Source organism: Frigoribacterium sp. Leaf415, from assembly GCF_001424645.1.
Classification (GTDB): Bacteria; Actinomycetota; Actinomycetes; order Actinomycetales; family Microbacteriaceae; genus Frigoribacterium.
Genome location: NZ_LMQR01000001.1, coordinates 2323815 through 2341117, shown reverse-complemented (window position 1 = coordinate 2341117; position 17303 = coordinate 2323815). Strand labels below are relative to the sequence as shown.

The 17303-nt window shown below is 69.1% G+C and carries 14 protein-coding genes; 10 read left to right on the top strand and 4 right to left on the bottom strand.

Annotation, left to right across the window (positions count from 1 at the left end):
- Window positions 1-117 precede the first annotated feature (117 nt).
- Entirely contained in the window at window positions 118-1440 is a 1323-nt protein-coding gene (locus ASG28_RS10770; protein WP_055974951.1) for an ABC transporter substrate-binding protein, read from the top strand.
- A gap of 336 nt (window positions 1441-1776) precedes the next feature.
- Here the strand turns inward: ASG28_RS10770 and ASG28_RS10765 are convergent, their stop codons facing one another.
- The 4 genes from ASG28_RS10765 to ASG28_RS10750 all read right to left on the bottom strand — a co-directional run bounded on the left by ASG28_RS10765 (window position 1777) and on the right by ASG28_RS10750 (window position 6090).
- Complete coding sequence (locus ASG28_RS10765; RefSeq protein WP_043595993.1) at window positions 1777-2499, bottom strand: ABC transporter ATP-binding protein; 723 nt, start codon at window positions 2497-2499, stop codon at window positions 1777-1779.
- 80 nt (window positions 2500-2579) lie between these two features.
- Window positions 2580-3695 carry an ABC transporter ATP-binding protein gene (locus ASG28_RS10760; RefSeq protein WP_157485793.1) on the bottom strand — a complete coding sequence of 372 codons (1116 nt, stop codon included), beginning with the start codon at window positions 3693-3695 and terminating at the stop codon, window positions 2580-2582.
- Window positions 3696-3738: 43 nt separating this feature from the next.
- Window positions 3739-4722 carry a branched-chain amino acid ABC transporter permease gene (locus tag ASG28_RS10755; RefSeq protein WP_043595990.1) on the bottom strand — a complete coding sequence of 328 codons (984 nt, stop codon included), beginning with the start codon at window positions 4720-4722 and terminating at the stop codon, window positions 3739-3741.
- 12 nt (window positions 4723-4734) lie between these two features.
- Window positions 4735-6090, bottom strand: coding sequence for a branched-chain amino acid ABC transporter permease (locus ASG28_RS10750; RefSeq protein WP_055974948.1), 1356 nt, complete (start codon window positions 6088-6090; stop codon window positions 4735-4737).
- A 359-nt stretch (window positions 6091-6449) separates the two neighbouring features.
- Between ASG28_RS10750 and guaB the strand changes: the two genes are divergently transcribed.
- The 9 genes from guaB (at window position 6450) to guaA (ending at window position 17164) form a co-directional block, all read left to right on the top strand.
- Window positions 6450-7952, top strand: coding sequence for an IMP dehydrogenase (guaB, locus tag ASG28_RS10745; protein ID WP_055974945.1), 1503 nt, complete (start codon window positions 6450-6452; stop codon window positions 7950-7952).
- Window positions 7953-7998: 46 nt separating this feature from the next.
- Window positions 7999-9120: a GuaB3 family IMP dehydrogenase-related protein gene (locus ASG28_RS10740; protein ID WP_055974942.1), complete on the top strand. Its 1122-nt coding sequence runs from the start codon at window positions 7999-8001 to the stop codon at window positions 9118-9120.
- A 61-nt stretch (window positions 9121-9181) separates the two neighbouring features.
- Window positions 9182-11041 (top strand): glycerol-3-phosphate dehydrogenase/oxidase, encoded by a 1860-nt coding sequence (locus ASG28_RS10735; RefSeq protein WP_082060050.1) that lies wholly within the window; start codon window positions 9182-9184, stop codon window positions 11039-11041.
- A 202-nt stretch (window positions 11042-11243) separates the two neighbouring features.
- Window positions 11244-11774: a cation:proton antiporter regulatory subunit gene (locus ASG28_RS10730; protein ID WP_043595745.1), complete on the top strand. Its 531-nt coding sequence runs from the start codon at window positions 11244-11246 to the stop codon at window positions 11772-11774.
- Between the two features lie 4 nt (window positions 11775-11778).
- Window positions 11779-13299: a cation:proton antiporter gene (locus ASG28_RS10725; RefSeq protein ID WP_055974939.1), complete on the top strand. Its 1521-nt coding sequence runs from the start codon at window positions 11779-11781 to the stop codon at window positions 13297-13299.
- Window positions 13300-13354: 55 nt separating this feature from the next.
- Window positions 13355-14200 (top strand): SURF1 family protein, encoded by an 846-nt coding sequence (locus ASG28_RS10720; RefSeq protein ID WP_055974936.1) that lies wholly within the window; start codon window positions 13355-13357, stop codon window positions 14198-14200.
- A gap of 74 nt (window positions 14201-14274) precedes the next feature.
- Complete coding sequence (locus ASG28_RS10715; protein WP_055974933.1) at window positions 14275-14748, top strand: hypothetical protein; 474 nt, start codon at window positions 14275-14277, stop codon at window positions 14746-14748.
- Between the two features lie 329 nt (window positions 14749-15077).
- A complete protein-coding gene (locus ASG28_RS10710) occupies window positions 15078-15518 on the top strand; it encodes a DUF3817 domain-containing protein (protein WP_055974930.1) in 441 nt (146 codons plus the stop codon).
- 92 nt (window positions 15519-15610) lie between these two features.
- Window positions 15611-17164, top strand: coding sequence for a glutamine-hydrolyzing GMP synthase (gene guaA, locus ASG28_RS10705; protein WP_055977499.1), 1554 nt, complete (start codon window positions 15611-15613; stop codon window positions 17162-17164).
- The last annotated feature ends 139 nt before the right edge of the window (window positions 17165-17303 follow it).

Below are 17303 nucleotides of genomic sequence, written 5' to 3'. Positions count from 1 at the left end.
CTTTGACGTCGAGAACACACGCCAGAAACATTCGACCCCTAGTTTCGGACCAATCGCGGCAGGTTCGACCGCCACCGGTCGGGCTGCACTGCCGCTGTCCACGAAAGGGTTCCACGGATGATCCGATCCAGCACCGCCCTCCGAGCACTGGCTCTCGCCGGCGCAGCCTCCGTGCTGCTCGCTGCCTGTTCGACGGCATCTCCCTCTGACGACGCCTCGTCGTCGTCGTCGGCCAAGGCCGATCCCGCCTCCAAGTGCGAGGTCGGGACGCCCAGCACCGATCCCTTCGCGATCGGCACCATGCTGCCGCTGACCGGAACCCTGGCCTACCTCGGCCCGCCCGCCATCGCGGGGGCGAACCTGGCGATCAGCGACATCAACGCCGCCGGCGGCGTGCTCGACCAGCCCGCCGAGATCTCGACCAGCACCGACTCGGGCGACAGCAACGACATGACCGTGTCGAGCAACGCCGCGACGGAGCTGATCGACGCCAAGGTGCCCGTCGTGCTCGGTGCCGAATCGTCGAGCGTCACGCTCAACGTGGTCGACCAGCTCACCAGCAACTGCATCATCGAGATCTCGCCGGCCAACACGGCGAGCTCGCTCAGCGGCTACTCGTCGTACTACTACCGGACGGCTCCGCCGGACTCGGTGCAGGGTTCGGCACTCGGCCAGCAGATCACGGCCGACGGCAACGCCAACGTCGCGTTCCTCGTCTTCAACGACACCTACGGCACGGGTCTCCGCGACTCGACGCAGAAGTCGATCGAGAGCTCGGGCGGCACCGTCGTCTACGGCGGCACCGGCAAGGGCGAGGAGTTCCCCCCCGGTCAGACCACGTTCTCGTCCGAGGTGTCCGCGGCCATCGCCGCCGAGCCCGACGCGATCGTCATCCTCGCCTTCGACGAGACCAAGTCGATCGTCCCCGAGCTGAAGAGCCAGGGCTGGGACATGAGCAAGGTCTACATGTCCGACGGCAACACGGCCGACTACAGCGCCGACTTCGAGCCCGGCACCCTCGAGGGCGCCAAGGGCACGATCCCCGGTGCCGACGCCAGCGCCGACTTCAAGTCGAAGCTCGTGGCCGGCTACCAGGCGAGTGAGGGCGGCGAACTGGCCGACTTCTCGTACGCGGCCGAGTCGTACGACGCCGTCATCCTGACCGCTCTCGCGGCGCAGGCCGGTGGCGGCACCGACGCCGGGACGATCCAGGCCAACATGGCCGCGGTCTCCGGCGCGAACGGCGGCACCGAGTGCACCACGTACGCGGACTGCAAGACCGCGCTCGACGCCGGTGACGACATCCACTACACCGGCCCCTCGGGCATCGGACCGTTCAACGACAACAACGACCCGTCGTCCGCCTCGATCGGCGTCTACACGTTCGACGCCGACAACAAGCCCGTCTACCAGACCGGCATCGAGGGCAAGGTCGAATAACAGCACCTCGCACCACCCGGGGCCCGGCACGAGTCATCGTGCCGGGCCCTTCGGCGTGCCAGGGAGGCGCGGAGCCGGACCGCAGGCAGGTCGCGACGTCCGCGTCCTCCGGCACCGCGCCTCCTCGTCCCCGGTCCCGCCGGCCGTGGGGGCCGCGCTCTGCTTCGCACCGCGTTTCGTGCACCGCACCGCGTCGAGACCGGGTGCGCTGCACGACACGCGGCGCGCAGCCCCGACGCCCCGCCCCGACGTTCAGCCCTGACGCCCCGCGGGCGCACGCACGAGGCCCCGACCACGCCGGGGCGTGATCGGGGCCTCAGGGTGCCACCCGGGGCGTCAGGACGCGTCGACGTCCTTCGCCAGGGTGCCGAGGTAGAGCTCGATGACCTTGGGGTCGTCGGCCAGCTCGCGGCCGGTGCCCGAGTAGGCGTTGCGGCCCTGGTCGAGGACGTAGCCGCGGTCGCAGATCTGCAGGCAGCGGCGGGCGTTCTGTTCGACCATGATCACCGAGACGCCGGCCTTGTTGATGCGGCGGGTGCGGATGAACGTCTCGTCCTGGCGCACGGGCGACAGGCCGGCGGACGGCTCGTCGAGCAACAGCACCTTGGGGTCCATCATCAGGGCCCGGGCCATGGCGACCGACTGGCGCTCGCCGCCCGAGAGGGAACCGGCACGCTGGCCGCGACGGTCGGCGAGCACCGGGAAGAGGTCGTAGATGACCTCGAGGCGCTCGGCGAACTTCTTGGGCCGCAGGAACATGCCCATCTGCAGGTTCTCCTCGATGGTCAGCGAGGGGAACACGTTGTTGGTCTGCGGCACGAAGCCGACGCCCGCCTCGACCAGCTTGTTGGCCTTGAGGTTCGTGATGTCGGTGCCGCCGAGGGTGACCGACCCCGAGTGGATCTTGACCTGGCCGAAGAGCGCCTTGAGCAGCGTCGACTTGCCGGCGCCGTTCGGGCCGATGATGCCGATCAGCTCGCCGGGGTAGCAGACGAGGTCGCACCCGTTGAGGATGTTGACGCCCGGCAGGTAGCCGGCGACGAGGTCCGTCGCGTTCATGACCGGTTCGACGCCGGCGAACTTCTCGGTGCCCGGGTGCTTGGGGGCGGTGGTGGCACCCGCGCCGTCCTGTGCCGTGCTCATCGCTTGTCTCCGCTCTGCCGTCCGCCGGACAGCTGGTCGTCGGCCGCGTTCGTGGCCTGCGGGGTCGAGGGGTCGGGGTGGCCGGGCAGGTCGCGTCCCGCGACGCCGCCCGTGGACGAGGAGGCGCTGGTCGCCTCGGCCGCGCGGGCCGCGTCCTCGCGCGCCACCTCTTCTTCGAGTTGTTCGAGGGTGGCGTCGTCGAGCAGCGAGTCGTCGCCCAGGTCGGTGTCGTGGTGCGCACCCAGGTAGGCGTCGATGACGGCCTGGTCGTCCATCACCGTGTCGGCCGGGCCCTCGGCCACGATGCGGCCCTCGGCCATGACGATCACCCAGTCCGAGATGTGGCGGACCATGTGCATGTCGTGCTCGACGAAGAGCACCGTGGTGCCGTCGTCACGCAGGCTCTGGATGTGCCCCAGCAGCGACTGCGTCAGCGCCGGGTTCACGCCGGCCATCGGCTCGTCGAGCATGATCATGGCCGGGTCGCTCATCAGGGCGCGGGCCATCTCGAGCAGCTTCCGCTGGCCGCCCGAGAGGCTGCCGGCGAAGTCGTCCTTCTTCTCGAGCAGCTTGAACCGGGCGAGGAGGTCCTCGGCCTTGGCCTCGATCTCGCGCTCGCGTTTGCGCCAGAGCGGCGCGACGATCGCGACGAAGAAGTTCTCGCCGGGCTGGTCCTTGGCACCGAGCAGCATGTTCTGCATGACCGTGAGCCGCGAGAGCGCTTTGGTGAGCTGGAACGTGCGCACCATGCCCGAGCGGGCGACCTTGGCGGCGCCGACGTTGCCCATGGCCTTGCCCTCGAACACCCACTTCGCGATGCCCGGGCCGCTGCGCTTGAACGCCGTGGGGGCCGACGAGGCCTTGTCGAAGCCGGTCAGCAGGTTGAAGAAGGTGGTCTTGCCGGCACCGTTGGGGCCGATCAGCGCCGTGATCGCGCCGCGCTGCACCTCGACGTGGCCGACGTCGACGGCGGTCATCCCGCCGAAGCGTCGGACGACGTTGTCGACCGTGAGGATCGGGTCGGGCTTCGCCGACCCCGGGGTCCGCTCGACCGTGGTGAGCTTCGAGCGCAGGACGCTGCGGTCGTAGTCGTAGCCCTCTCGGCGGGGCAGCGTGCTGCCGCTCGGGGCCGGTCCGTTGGTGGTGCTCGAGGTGTCAGACACTGAACGCCAACTCCTTCTTCTTTCCGAGGATGCCCTGTGGCCTGAAGATGATCAGCAGCATCAGGGCGATGCCGACGAGGATGTACGAGAACTGCTCGGCCTGCTGGCCGTTCATGATGTTCGACGGGATGAAGTCGCCGGCGAGGGTCCGCACCAGCAGGCGGGTGACGAAGAACAGGATCGCTCCGAGCACCGGGCCGAAGACGGTGGCCGCGCCACCGAGCAGCAGGGCCGTCCAGATGAAGAAGGTCATCGACCGTCCCATGCTGTCCGGCTGCACCGAGCTCGGCAGCACGTAGATGATGCCGGCGAGCGACCCCATCAGCGCGCCGAGCACGAGGGCCTGCATCTTGTACGAGTAGACGTTCTTGCCGAGGCTGCGCACGGCGTCCTCGTCCTCACGGATGCCCTTCAGCACGCGGCCCCACGGGCTGCGGCTGAGCAGGAAGACCAGCAGGCTGAGCAGGGCGACGATGCTCCAGCCGGCGATGCGGATCCACCAGCCGTTGACGCCGTTGTTCTCGTAGGTGAACCACAGGATCGTCGTCTGTCCGTCGGGCAGGGGCGACAGGGCGGTGAAGGCCTCGCGGTACGAGGCTCCGGGGATGCCGTTCGAGCCACCCGTCGTGGTCGTCAGGATGCTCGACCGTCCCACGTACCGGATGATCTCGGCCGAACAGATGGTGACGATGGCCAGGTAGTCGCCCCGCAGCTTCAGCGTCGGCACGCCGAGGATGAGCGCGAAGACCAACGAGCAGAGCAACGCGATGATGACGGCGAGACCGAGGGGCAGGCCGTTGCTGATCGAGATGGCGAAGCCGTAGGCGCCGAGCAGCAGGAACGCCGCCTGGCCCATGTTGATCAGGCCGGTGAAGCCGAAGTGGATGTTCAGGCCGATCGCGGCGATGGCGAAGGCGGCCGTCGTGGGCGCGAGGGCCTCGGCGCTCAGCGCCCGCAGGAGTTCGATGAAGTACATGGTCGTGTCCCCTTAGCCCACTCGTTCTTTTCGCCCGAAGATGCCCTGTGGTCTGAACACGAGGATCAGGATCAGGATCAGCAGCGCCGTCGCGTACTTGAAGTCGCCGGGCAGCCAGATGTTGGTCAGCTCGACGATGATGCCGATGATCAACGAGCCGACCAGGGCGCCGAAGGCCGTGCCGAGGCCGCCCAGGGTGACGGCGGCGAAGATCAGCAGCAGGATCTGCAGGCCGGTCATCCAGTTGACGCCGTTCAGCACGAGGCCGAGCATGACGCCCGACAGGCCGGCCAGGCCGGCGGCCAGCGTCCAGACCAGGCGGATGATGCGGTCGACGTCGATGCCCGAGGCCGCGGCGAGGGCCGGGTTGTCCGACACAGCGCGGGTGGCGCGTCCGGTGCGGGTCTTCAGCAGGAACAGTCCCGTGCCGACCAGCACGACCACCGAGATCGCCATCGCGACGTACGACTGGACGGTCAGGGTCACGCCGAGGAAGTCCACGGTGGTCGGGTTGTCGCGGTCGATGCGCACGGTGCCGGCGCCGTAGAAGTACTGGAAGGCGTACTGCAGGGCGATCGAGAGGCCGATGGTCACGATCATCAGCTGCGTGAGGCTGAGCCGGCGTTTCCGCAGCGGTTTCCAGATCGCGAGGTCCTGCAGGTAGCCCGTGGCCGCACAGATCACCGTGCTCAGCACCGCGGCCAGGATCAGCGGCATCCCGATCGAGGTGAACGAGTAGGCCAGCAGACCGCCGAGGGTCACCTGCTCGCCGTGCGAGAAGCTGCTGAGGCCCGTCGTGCCGTAGATCAGCGACAGGCCGATGGCGGCGAGGGCGAGCAGCAGGCCGAGGCGGATGCCCGAGGCGAACTGCTGCGCGAAGCGGTCCCAGTTGAAGCTCGTCGCGGTCGCCTCGCCGCTCGTGGCGCCTTCCTCGGCGGTGAGGGCGAACAGGGCGCTCGCCGTGGCCCCGAGGTTCACGGTCACGGTGCGCTCGGCGTTGTCGGCGTTCACCAGGAACTGGCCGTCGGGCAGGGTGTCCTGGTCGACCGTGACGGTGTAGCTGCCGGCCTCGGTCACCGCGATGCTCCATCGACCGGTGTCGTCGGTGGTCGCGGTCTGCTCGTCGCCGGTCGCGTTCGTCGCGATCACGTCGACGCCCGAGGCGGGCTCCCGCTCGCTGTCGTTGATCGTGCCCTGGATGCAGCCGGTCGTCGCGTCGGTGGTGCAGGCGGCGGCCGCGGCGTGGGCGGCCGTCGGGGCGAACGCCCCCATGAAGGTCGCCAGGAGTCCGAGCAGTACGGCTGAGGCCGTCACGATCAGGGACTGCCGCAGCCGTGGCCGCGACGCGATGGTCGTCGAGAGTCTCACAAAACCTCCTGGTGGGAAGCGCCCCGTCGAGATTCGGGCGGTCTCGTTCTGCTCCCGGGGCGTCGTCGTCGCTGACAGTAACTCCGCTGTGTGTCGAGCATGTTTCAGGTGCGAGACGGAGTGGAGTCGGTACAGAATCCCCCATGTCGAGCGAGAATCACGAATCTTCCGTGTGTCGGATCGGTAACGGTGCCGTTCCGTTGCGTCCCCGGGGGCCGCGCCGCGCCTCCTCGTCGTCCGCGAGGGACGCGCCCGACAGGAATGCAGGAGGCGCGGGCTGGGTTAATATCGACTACCGGACTCGACGGCGAACCGGTGCCAACCCACCCACCCTCATCTCGCTCCTTCGAAGGGGACTCATGGACCAGCCGGACCCGTTCGGATTCATCGGACTCACCTACGACGACGTCATGCTGCTTCCGGGCCGCACCGACGTCATCCCGAGCGAGACCGACACCTCGTCGCAGCTCACCAAGCGCATCCGGGTCGCCGTGCCGCTGCTCTCGGCCGCGATGGACACCGTGACCGAGTCGCGCATGGCCATCGCCATGGCGCGCCAGGGCGGCATCGGCATCATCCACCGCAACCTCTCGATCTCCGACCAGGCCGCGCACGTCGACAAGGTCAAGCGCAGCGAGTCGGGCATGATCACCAACCCCGTCACGACGACTCCCGACGCCACGGTGGCCGAGGTCGACGCGCTCTGCGGGCAGTTCCGCGTCTCGGGTCTGCCGGTCGTCGAGGGCGACGGCACGCTGGTCGGCATCATCACCAACCGCGACATGCGCTTCGTCTCGCCGTTCGAGATGTCGACGACGCTCGTCCGGGACGTCATGACGAAGGCCCCGCTGATCACCGCGCCCGAGGGCGTCGACCCCGACTCGGCGATCGCCATCTTCGCGCAGCACAAGATCGAGAAGCTGCCCCTGGTCGACGAGGCCGGGCACCTGCGCGGCCTCATCACCGTCAAGGACTTCGACAAGAGCGAGAAGTACCCCGATGCCACGAAGGACGACGAGGGCCGCCTGCGGGTCGGCGCCGCGATCGGCTTCTTCGGAGACGCGTGGGAGCGCGCCGGCGCCCTGCGCGACGCGGGGGTCGACGTGCTCGTGGTCGACACCGCCAACGGCGAGAGCTCGGGCGAGCTCGACATGATCCGCCGCATCAAGGCCGACCCGACCTTCGCGCACATCGACGTGATCGGTGGCAACGTCGCCACGCGCAGCGGTGCCCAGGCCCTGATCGACGCCGGCGCCGACGCCATCAAGGTCGGCGTGGGGCCGGGGTCCATCTGCACCACCCGCGTCGTCGCGGGCGTGGGCGTGCCCCAGGTGACTGCTGTCTACGAGGCCTCCCTCGCCGCGCGCGAGTCCGGCGTCCCGGTCATCGCCGACGGCGGGCTGCAGTACTCGGGCGACATCGCCAAGGCCCTCGTGGCCGGCGCCGACACGGTCATGCTGGGCTCGTTGCTCGCCGGCTGCGACGAGAGCCCGGGCGACCTGGTCTTCGTGGGCGGGAAGCAGTTCAAGAACTACCGCGGCATGGGCTCGCTGGGCGCGATGCAGACCCGCGGCAAGAACACGTCCTACTCGAAAGACCGGTACTTCCAGGCGGACGTGCCGAGCGACGACAAGCTCATCCCCGAGGGCGTCGAGGGCCAGGTGCCCTATCGCGGCGCACTCAACAACGTCGTGTACCAGCTCAGCGGCGGACTGCGTCAGTCGATGTTCTACGTCGGCGGGCGCACCGTGGCCGAGCTCAAGGCCAAGGGCAAGTTCGTCCGCATCACCGCGGCCGGCCTGAAAGAGAGCCACCCGCACGACCTCCAGATGGTCGTCGAGGCCCCGAACTACCGCCGGTGAGGCGCCGGGCCGGGGGCGCGACCCCCGGCTCCGGTAGGGTGGCACGGTGACTGAGGTAGAGATCGGCGTCTCCAAGCGAGCCCGCCGCGCGTACGCGTTCGACGACATCGCCATCGTTCCGAGCCGGCGTACGCGCGACCCGCGCGACGTCTCGGTCGGCTGGTCGATCGACGCGTTCCAGTTCGAGTCGCCGGTCATCGCGGCGCCCATGGACTCGGTGGTCAGCCCCGCCACGGCCATCCGCATCGGCCAGCTCGGCGGCCTCGGCGTCCTCGACCTCGAGGGCGTCTGGACGCGGTACGACGACCCCGAACAGGTCCTCGCCGAGATCCGCGAGCTCTCCGACGACGACTCGGTCACCCGCATGCAAGAGATCTACAGCGAGCCGATCAAGCCCGAGCTCGTCCGCGACCGCCTCGCCGAGATCCGGGCAGCCGGGGTCACCGTGGCCGGTGCCCTCAGCCCGCAGCGCACCCAAGACCTGTACCAGACGGTCGTCGACGCCGGTGTCGACCTCTTCGTCATCCGGGGCACGACGGTCAGCGCCGAGCACGTCTCGAAGAGCAGCGAGCCGCTCAACCTCAAGAAGTTCATCTACGAGCTCGACGTCCCCGTCATCGTCGGCGGCGCCTCGACCTACACGGCCGCGCTGCACCTCATGCGCACCGGTGCCGCGGGCGTCCTCGTCGGGTTCGGGGGCGGCGCCGCCAGCACGACCCGCGCCTCCCTGGGCATCCACGCCCCGATGGCGAGCGCCGTGGCCGACGTGGCGGGCGCACGCCGCGACTACCTCGACGAGTCGGGCGGGCGCTACGTGCACGTCATCGCCGACGGTGGCCTCGGCACCTCGGGCGACCTGGTCAAGGCCATCGCCTGCGGTGCGGACGCCGTCATGCTCGGTGCCGCGCTGGCCCGGGCCGACGACGTGCCCGGTGGCGGCTTCCACTGGGGCGCCGAGGCGCACCACCCCGAACTGCCCCGCGGCCGCCGCATGCACGTCGGCACGATCGGCTCGCTCGAGAAGATCCTCTACGGCCCGGCCACGACGGTCGACGGCACGTCGAACATCATGGGTGCGCTGCGACGCTCGATGGCGACCACGGGCTACAGCGACCTGAAAGAGTTCCAGCGCGTCGAAGTGGTTGTGGCCCCCTACCAGCCTCACTAGCGTTTGATGGGGTGGTCCGGTCGAGAGACCGGGCCGACCGAATCCAACGATGGAGGCTCGCATGGCCAAGTCCGCGTCCGTTTCGCTCTCCACGAAGCTCGGCCCCGACGAACGGGCCGCAGCCGTCGAGGCGTTGAAGACGAAAGAACTCGACATCCTCGTGATCGGGGGTGGCATCGTCGGTGCGGGTTCCGCGCTCGACGCCGTGACCCGCGGGCTGAGCGTCGGCATCGTCGAGGCCCGTGACTGGGGCTCGGGCACGTCGAGCCGTTCGTCGAAGCTCGTGCACGGGGGCATCCGCTACCTCGAGCAGCTGAACTTCCGTCTCGTCCGCGAGGCCCTGATCGAGCGGGGTCTGCTGCTGCAGCGTCTCGCGCCGCACCTGGTCAAGCCCGTGCGGTTCCTCTACCCGCTCAGCAAGCCGGTCTACGAGCGGTTCTACATCGGTGCCGGCATGGCGCTCTACGACATCTTCAGCTGGACCGGAGGCCGCCCGCCCGGCGTTCCCCACCACCGTCACCTCAGCAAGACGCAGGTGCTGCGCGCCATCCCGAGCCTGTCCAAGGACGCGGTCGTCGGTGGCCTCACCTACTACGACGCCCAGGTCGACGACGCCCGCTACGTCTCGTCGCTGGTGCGCACCGCGTCGAGCTACGGCGCCCACGCCGCGAGCCGCATCCGGGTCGAGGGCTTCGTCAAGGTCGGCGAGCGGGTCGTCGGCGTGAAGGCCCACGACTACCAGACCGGCGAGCACTTCGAGATCCGGGCCAAGCAGGTCGTCAACGCGACCGGCGTCTGGACGGACGACACACAGGCGATGGTCGGCGAGCGGGGTCAGTTCAAGGTGCGGGCGTCGAAGGGCGTGCACCTCGTGGTGCCGCGCGACCGCATCCACTCCGACATGGGCATGATCTTCCGCACCGAGAAGAGCGTCCTGTTCGTCATCCCGTGGGGCCGTCACTGGCTCGTCGGCACGACCGACACCGACTGGGACCTCGACAAGGCCCACCCCGCGGCGACGGCGGCCGACATCGACTACATCCTCGAGCACGTCAACAAGGTCATGGCCGTGCCGCTCACCCGCGCCGACGTCGAGGGCGTCTACGCCGGTCTGCGTCCGCTGCTGGCGGGCGAGTCCGACCAGACGTCGAAGCTGTCGCGTGAGCACATCGTCGCCCACACCGTGCCCGGGCTCGTCGTCGTGGCCGGTGGCAAGTGGACGACCTACCGGGTCATGGCCGAGGACGCCATCGACGAGGCCGTCGCGGCCCTCGACGGTCGCATCCCGTCGAGCACGACGATGGAGATCCCGCTGATCGGCGCCGAGGGGTACCACGCGGCGTGGAACAAACGCGGCAAGATCGCGAAGGCCTTCGGCGTGCACAAGGTGCGCATCGAGCACCTGCTCAACCGGTACGGCACCACGACGGACGAGATCCTCGACCTCATCCGCGACGACCCCTCGCTCGCCGAGCCCCTGCCCGGGGCCGACGACTACATCCGCGCCGAGGTCGTCTACGCCGCGAGCCACGAGAGCGCCCTGCACCTCGAGGACGTGCTCGCGCGCCGTACCCGCATTTCGATCGAGGCCTGGGACCGCGGTGAGTCCGCCGCCCCCGTCGCCGCCAAGCTCATGGCCGGCGTGCTCGGCTGGAGCGACGACGAGGCCGAGGCCGAGGTCGCGAACTACCTCAAGCGCGTCGCGGCCGAGCGGGCGAGCCAGCTCGAGCCCGACGACGAGTCGGCCGACCGCGTCCGCCTCGAGGCGCCCGACATCACCTTCGGCTTCGACGAGGACGACATGGTCGTCGCCGGTGCCGACCAAGGAGGCGCGCCCAAGCCGGGCGAGAAGGTCACCGAGCCCGCGGGCACGCCGGGCGACGACACCTCGGCGGGCAGCCCGGGCGGTCGCCAGGGCTGACCCCGCGGTCGCCTTCGCGACCACCTGCAGGAGGCGCGGTGCCGGTTCGACCGGCACCGCGCCTCCTCTGCGTCCGCCGTCCGAGAACGTGGGAACACCTGTGGACGGCGACGGGTTGTCCCCACCACGAGCAGCCCGGCTGCCGCGGCCGAACCCGCCGCTAGGCTGAGACGACTGCCCCCGAGTCCACTGGAGACGAACCATGGTTGACGTGCGTCGAGTCAAGCTCCCCGGCGTGGGTGTGCTGCACACCTTCATCACCGACGACGGCGGCAAGTGCGGTGTGATCACGCACCGTTCGGGTCACAGCGACCTCATCACGTTCAGCGACGACGTCGACGGCGACCACGTCAAGAAGGTCTCGCTGCGTCTCAGCGAGGACGAGGCCCACACGCTCGCCGAACTCCTCGGCGGCACGCGCATCACCGAGTCGCTGTCGGCCCTCGACCAGATCCCCGGCCTCAGCATCGACTGGTTCACGGTCGACTACGACGACCACATCGCGGGGCAGCCGCTCGGCGACCTCGGCGCCAAGGGCGTCGTCGGCCTCACCGTCGTCGCGGTCGTCCGTGGCGATGCGGCCAACCCGGCGCCGTCGGGCGACTTCAAGGTGTTCCCCGGCGACACGCTCGTCGTGGCCGGTTCGCCCGAGAAGGTCGCCAAGGCGTTCTCGTTCTACCGCACGGGCGAGCTCAAGCACCGCTCGCCGGTCGACGCGCCGCCCGGGGGCTAGGCCGATGCACCTGGGTGAAGAGCTGATCGTCCTCGGCATCCTGCTGCTGATCGCGTACGTGCTCGGCCGCGCCGGCAAGCTGATCGGCCTGCCGTCGATCCCGATCTACATGATCGTGGGCCTGCTCGCCAGCACGAACACGGGGTGGTTCCCGCTCAGCTTCGAGTCCGACAACATCGAGCTGATCGCCATCTTCGGGCTGATCCTGCTGCTGTTCAACCTCGGCCTCGAGTTCGATCAGGACGAGTTCTTCTCGAACGCGGGGCGGTTGATCGTCTCGGGCGGCAGCTACATCGCCATCAACATGGGTGTCGGCCTGATCTTCGGTTTCATGCTCGGCTGGGGCACCCGCGAGGCGTTGATCATCGCGGGCATGACGGCGACGTCGTCGAGCGCGATCGTCACCAAGCTCCTCATCGAGCTGAACCGCCTGGCCAACCGCGAGACGCCGATGATCCTCGGCGTCACGGTCGTGGAAGACATCTTCATCGCCATCTACCTGGCGATCGTCTCGGTCGTGCTCAGCGGCGAGACCGACCCCGGGCCGGTGATCCTCAAGCTCGGCATCGCCTTCGCGTTCCTCGTCGTGATGTTCAGCGTGGCCCGATGGGGCGGCCGCGTCGTGTCGAGGCTCATGCGCACCCGCGACGACGAACTCTTCACCGTGCTCTTCTTCGGTCTGGCCGTGCTCTTCGCCGGCCTCGGCGAGGTGCTCGGCGTGACCGACGCGATCGGCGCCTTCCTCATCGGGCTGATCATCGGGGCGACGAAGTTCCGCAACCGGGTCGAGCAGTTCGCCCTGCCCATGCGCGACGTCTTCGGGGCGTTCTTCTTCCTGAACTTCGGCCTCGGGCTCAACCCTGCCCTCTTCCCGAGCGTGCTCGGCCCGGTGGCCGTCGCCGTCGGCATGACCGTGCTGCTCAACGTCGGCGCGGGGCAGTTCGTCGCCTGGCTGAACAAGTTGGGGCCGCAGGCGGGCATCAACACGACGGTGATCCTGGTCAACCGGGGCGAGTTCGCGCTCATCCTGGCGACGCTGTCCGCCGGTGCGGGTCTCGACGAGCGGTTGCAGCCGTTCGCCGGTCTCTACGTGCTGATCATGGCGGTGCTCGGCCCCGTGCTCGCCTCGAACAGCGAGCGCATCGGCTCGGTGCTGCTGCGGTCGCGCAAGAAGGCCGAGCGCGCCGAAGCCGAAGCCCGTCGCCTCGAACGCGAGGCGCGCAGCGGTGACGAGATCGCCCTGATGGAGGCCGCGCTCGCCGGCGACGACCTCGAGCAGACCGAGGTCACGGAAGACGACGACGAGCGCGAGACCGAGCGGGTCCGGGCCGGCGCGGCGCGAGCTGCCTCAGGGCGGGGCGCCGCGGGCCGTCACGGTGCCGAGGGCGACGACGTCGACGGCACGGACGACGACGACCTGGACGACCTCGACGCGATGGACGCCGACGAGGCCCGTGTCTGGGCCGAGCAGGCCGGTCAGCAGAGCGACCAGCGGGCCACGCGCCGACGCGACCCCGAGTACTGACCCGAGCCCCGCCGTCCCAGCGGGTTCGTGGGCGACGGGAGGTACGATCGCCTCCGTGACCCAGACCGAGCAGCGCCCCGCCCTCCTCGGCGTCGACGGCGAGCCGCTGCCCGCGACCATGTGGCACGTCGCCCGTCGGCCCCGGTGGATCGCCCTGCTGGGCCTCGCCCTGGTCGTGGCGGCGATCTTCGCCTGGCTCGGTCACTGGCAGATCGAGCGCAGCGTCGAGAGCGTGCAGGTCGTCAACCCCGAGACCGAGACGAGCAAGGTGCTGTCGTCCGTCGCCACCCCGCAGACGCCCTTCGCCGACTCGCTCGGCGCCCAGCGCGTGTCCGTCACCGGTGAGTTCGATCCCGACGACTTCGCCGTCATCGGTGACCGCGTCAACGGCGGCGAGACCGGCTACTGGCTGATCGGCCGCTTCGTCGACGACGCCAACGGCGCCTCGCTGCCCGTGGGGCTCGGCTGGTCCGCGACCCGCGAGGGCGCCGAGGCCGCCGAGCCGTCCGTGGCCGCCACCTCGACCGTGACGGTCGAGGGCCGCTACTTCCCGTCCGAGTCGCCGACCGAGAGCGACTTCGAGAGCGGAGCGCAGACCGTCGTCTCGGTGGCCGCCCTCATCAACGAGTGGCCCGGCTTCGACGGCCAGGTCTACGGCGGCTACGTCGTCTCCGACGTCGCGCCCGCCTCGCTGAGCGAGATCGATTCCGCTCCGCCGGCCTCCGACGTGCAGTTCAACTGGCTCAACGTCTTCTACGCGATCGAGTGGGTCGTCTTCGCCGGCTTCGCCGTGTTCCTCTGGTTCCGGCTCGTCCGCGACGCGTTCGAGCGAGAGCACGAAGAAGCCGAGGAGGCGCGGGCCGAGGCGGACGCGCGCGGCGCGACCCAGCCGACCCGATGAGTACTGCAAGCACAAGCCCGCCCAAGAGAACGCTTTGCCGGTCCGCTGTCGTCCTCGTCGGGCTTATCGCTTTCGTGGCGGGTTTCTTCTTACGGGGGTTGCTGCCTCCTTTCGTCATCGACGACGAGTTCGCGAGGGCATTCTTGACGTCAGCAGGCTTCGGTGGCTTGATGGCCGTCGTTGCGGCAGGGCTGGCGTACGCCGCTGCACGGCACACGGTGAAGAACAACCGCGAACAAGCGACGGCTGACCGCGAGCAGAAGGAACAACGCGAACGCAAGAGTCAGTGGTGGTCTCAGGCAGAGTGGGCGTTCGACCTCGTGGCGAAGGGTGACACAGAGGCGGCGCTGATCGGCCAGAAGGTTCTTCGTGGCCTCGCGCAAAGTGAAGTGGTCGACGACTACGAGATCGGCATCATCAGCGTCGCAACGACGGAGGCCCTAGGTGCGAGCATCAGCGAGGACCTGGTCGAGGTGGATACCGTCGAGCGCTCCAGATTGCGTCGCCCGCGCACAAGGCGTTCTCGATTCCTCAGACAAAAAGGGTGAGAATGAGCGCAGGAGGAAACCATGACGCCATCTAGCCAGAAACGATCCGTCATCCGGTCGGTCCCGTTGGGCAGCAAAAAGGTCTACAGAAGTCAGTCCGGACGTCTGATCTCAGAGCAAGAACGTATTGCCGCCGCTCAGACGCGGGTCGTGACCGACAAGCGCCTTGGGATCAAGACCGACCAGTGGATCGTGAACTTGGCTGAGCAGGTTCCTCCGGGGCAAGTCGGTTAGGGGTTCCAACCAAGCTCGTCTGTTCCTAGAGGGCGTCGTTCGACGTCGACAGGTGCCGTCCTGACGCCTCGACGGGCGCGGCTAGAATCGTGCCCATGCCTCTGAAGCCCCGGCAACGCGACATCCCGAAGATCCCGGGTGCCGTCAGGTTCTACAAGATCTCGGCGTACGTCACCGGCGTCATGCTGCTGCTGCTCATCTTCGAGATGGTGTTCAAGTACACGCCGCTTCAGCTCGAGATGCAGCTCGGCGGTCAGGGCGGGTTCCTCGTGCCGGTCGATTCGACCACCGGCTTCAACCTCTCGACGGCCATCCTCATCGCCCACGGCTGGCTCTACGTCGTCTACCTCTTCGCCGACTTCCGCCTCTGGAGCCTCATGAGGTGGCCGTTCTCACGGTTCTTCCTCATCGCGCTCGGCGGTGTCGTGCCCCTGCTCTCGTTCTTCGTCGAGAGCCACATGACCAAGCTCGCGACGCGGCAGTACGAAGCCCTGACCGCCGAGACCACCCCCACGACCGAGGGAGCCCCCGCGTGACCGACGCACCCGAGACCGCCGAGGCGTCGGCGACGACCGCCGCCACGGCCCCCGCACCGGCCGACCGCGCGCCCGAGACCGCCCAGAGCCCTGTGCTCGTGGTCGACTTCGGCGCCCAGTACGCGCAGTTGATCGCCCGCCGCGTGCGTGAGGCCAACGTCTACAGCGAGATCGTGCCGCACACGATCACCGCGGCCGAGATCGCCGAGAAGAACCCCGTGGGCATCGTGCTCAGCGGCGGGCCGTCGAGCGTCTACGAAGAGGGCGCGCCGAGCATCGACGCGGGCATCTTCGACCTCGACATCCCCGTGCTGGGCATCTGCTACGGCTTCCAGGCGATGGCCAAGGCGCTCGGCGGCGAGGTCTCGCAGACGGGCCAGCGCGAGTACGGCGCCACCGACGTCACGCTCGCCGAGGGCGACAGCACGCTGCTGTCGGGCCAGCCCACCTCGCAGACGACGTGGATGAGCCACGGCGACTCGGTGTCGAAGGCCCCCGAGGGCTTCGACGTCCTGGCCTCGAGCGCCTCGACCCCCGTCGCCGCGTTCTCGAGCGACGCCCGCAAGCTCTACGGCGTGCAGTGGCACCCCGAGGTCAAGCACTCGTCGTACGGCCAGGCCGTGCTCGAGAACTTCCTGCACCGTGCCGCCGGCATCCCCGCCGACTGGAACAGCGGCAACGTCATCGCCGAGCAGGTCACCCGCATCCGCGAGCAGGTCGGTGACGCGCGCGTCATCTGCGGCTTGTCGGGTGGCGTCGACTCGGCCGTCGCCGCCGCGATCGTGCACGAGGCCGTCGGCGACCAGCTGATCTGCGTCTTCGTCGACCACGGTCTGCTGCGGGCCGACGAGCGTCGCCAGGTCGAAGAGGACTACGTCGCCTCGACCGGTGTGCGGCTCGTCACGATCGACGCCGAGCAGCAGTTCCTCGACGCCCTCGCCGGGGTGACCGACCCCGAGCAGAAGCGCAAGATCATCGGCCGCGAGTTCATCCGCAGCTTCGAGGCGGCCGCCGAGGCACTCGTGCTCGAGGCCGCGGCCGAGGGCGACTCGGCCGTGAAGTTCCTCGTGCAGGGCACGCTCTACCCCGACGTCGTCGAGAGCGGTGGCGGTACCGGCACGGCCAACATCAAGAGCCACCACAACGTGGGCGGGCTGCCCGAAGACCTGCAGTTCGAGCTCGTCGAGCCGCTGCGCACCCTGTTCAAGGACGAGGTCCGTGCCATCGGCCGCGAGCTCGGCCTGCCCGAGGTCATCGTGGGGCGCCAGCCGTTCCCCGGCCCGGGGCTCGGCATCCGCATCGTGGGCGAGGTCACGCACGAGCGTCTCGAACTGCTGCGTGCGGCGGACGCCATCGCGCGCGCCGAGCTGACCGCCGCCGGCCTGGACGACGAGATCTGGCAATGCCCCGTGGTGCTGCTCGCCGACGTCCGTTCGGTGGGTGTGCAGGGCGACGGCCGCACGTACGGTCACCCGATCGTGTTGCGCCCGGTGTCGTCGGAGGACGCCATGACAGCCGACTGGACGCGTCTGCCCTACGACGTGCTGGCCCGCATCTCGAACCGCATCACGAACGAGGTGGACGGCGTCAACCGAGTCGTGCTCGACGTCACCTCGAAGCCCCCGGGAACGATCGAGTGGGAATGATCAGGCTGGTTTCGGCGCGGAGCGCCGAGGCCTGATCATTCCGGGGGAGCCTGCGACCCCGGTGCCCACCAGTAACCGCGAAGGTGGAGTGAGGGAGACCTCCCGCGAAGCGCAGTGACGCGAAGCCCCCTCCGGCAGA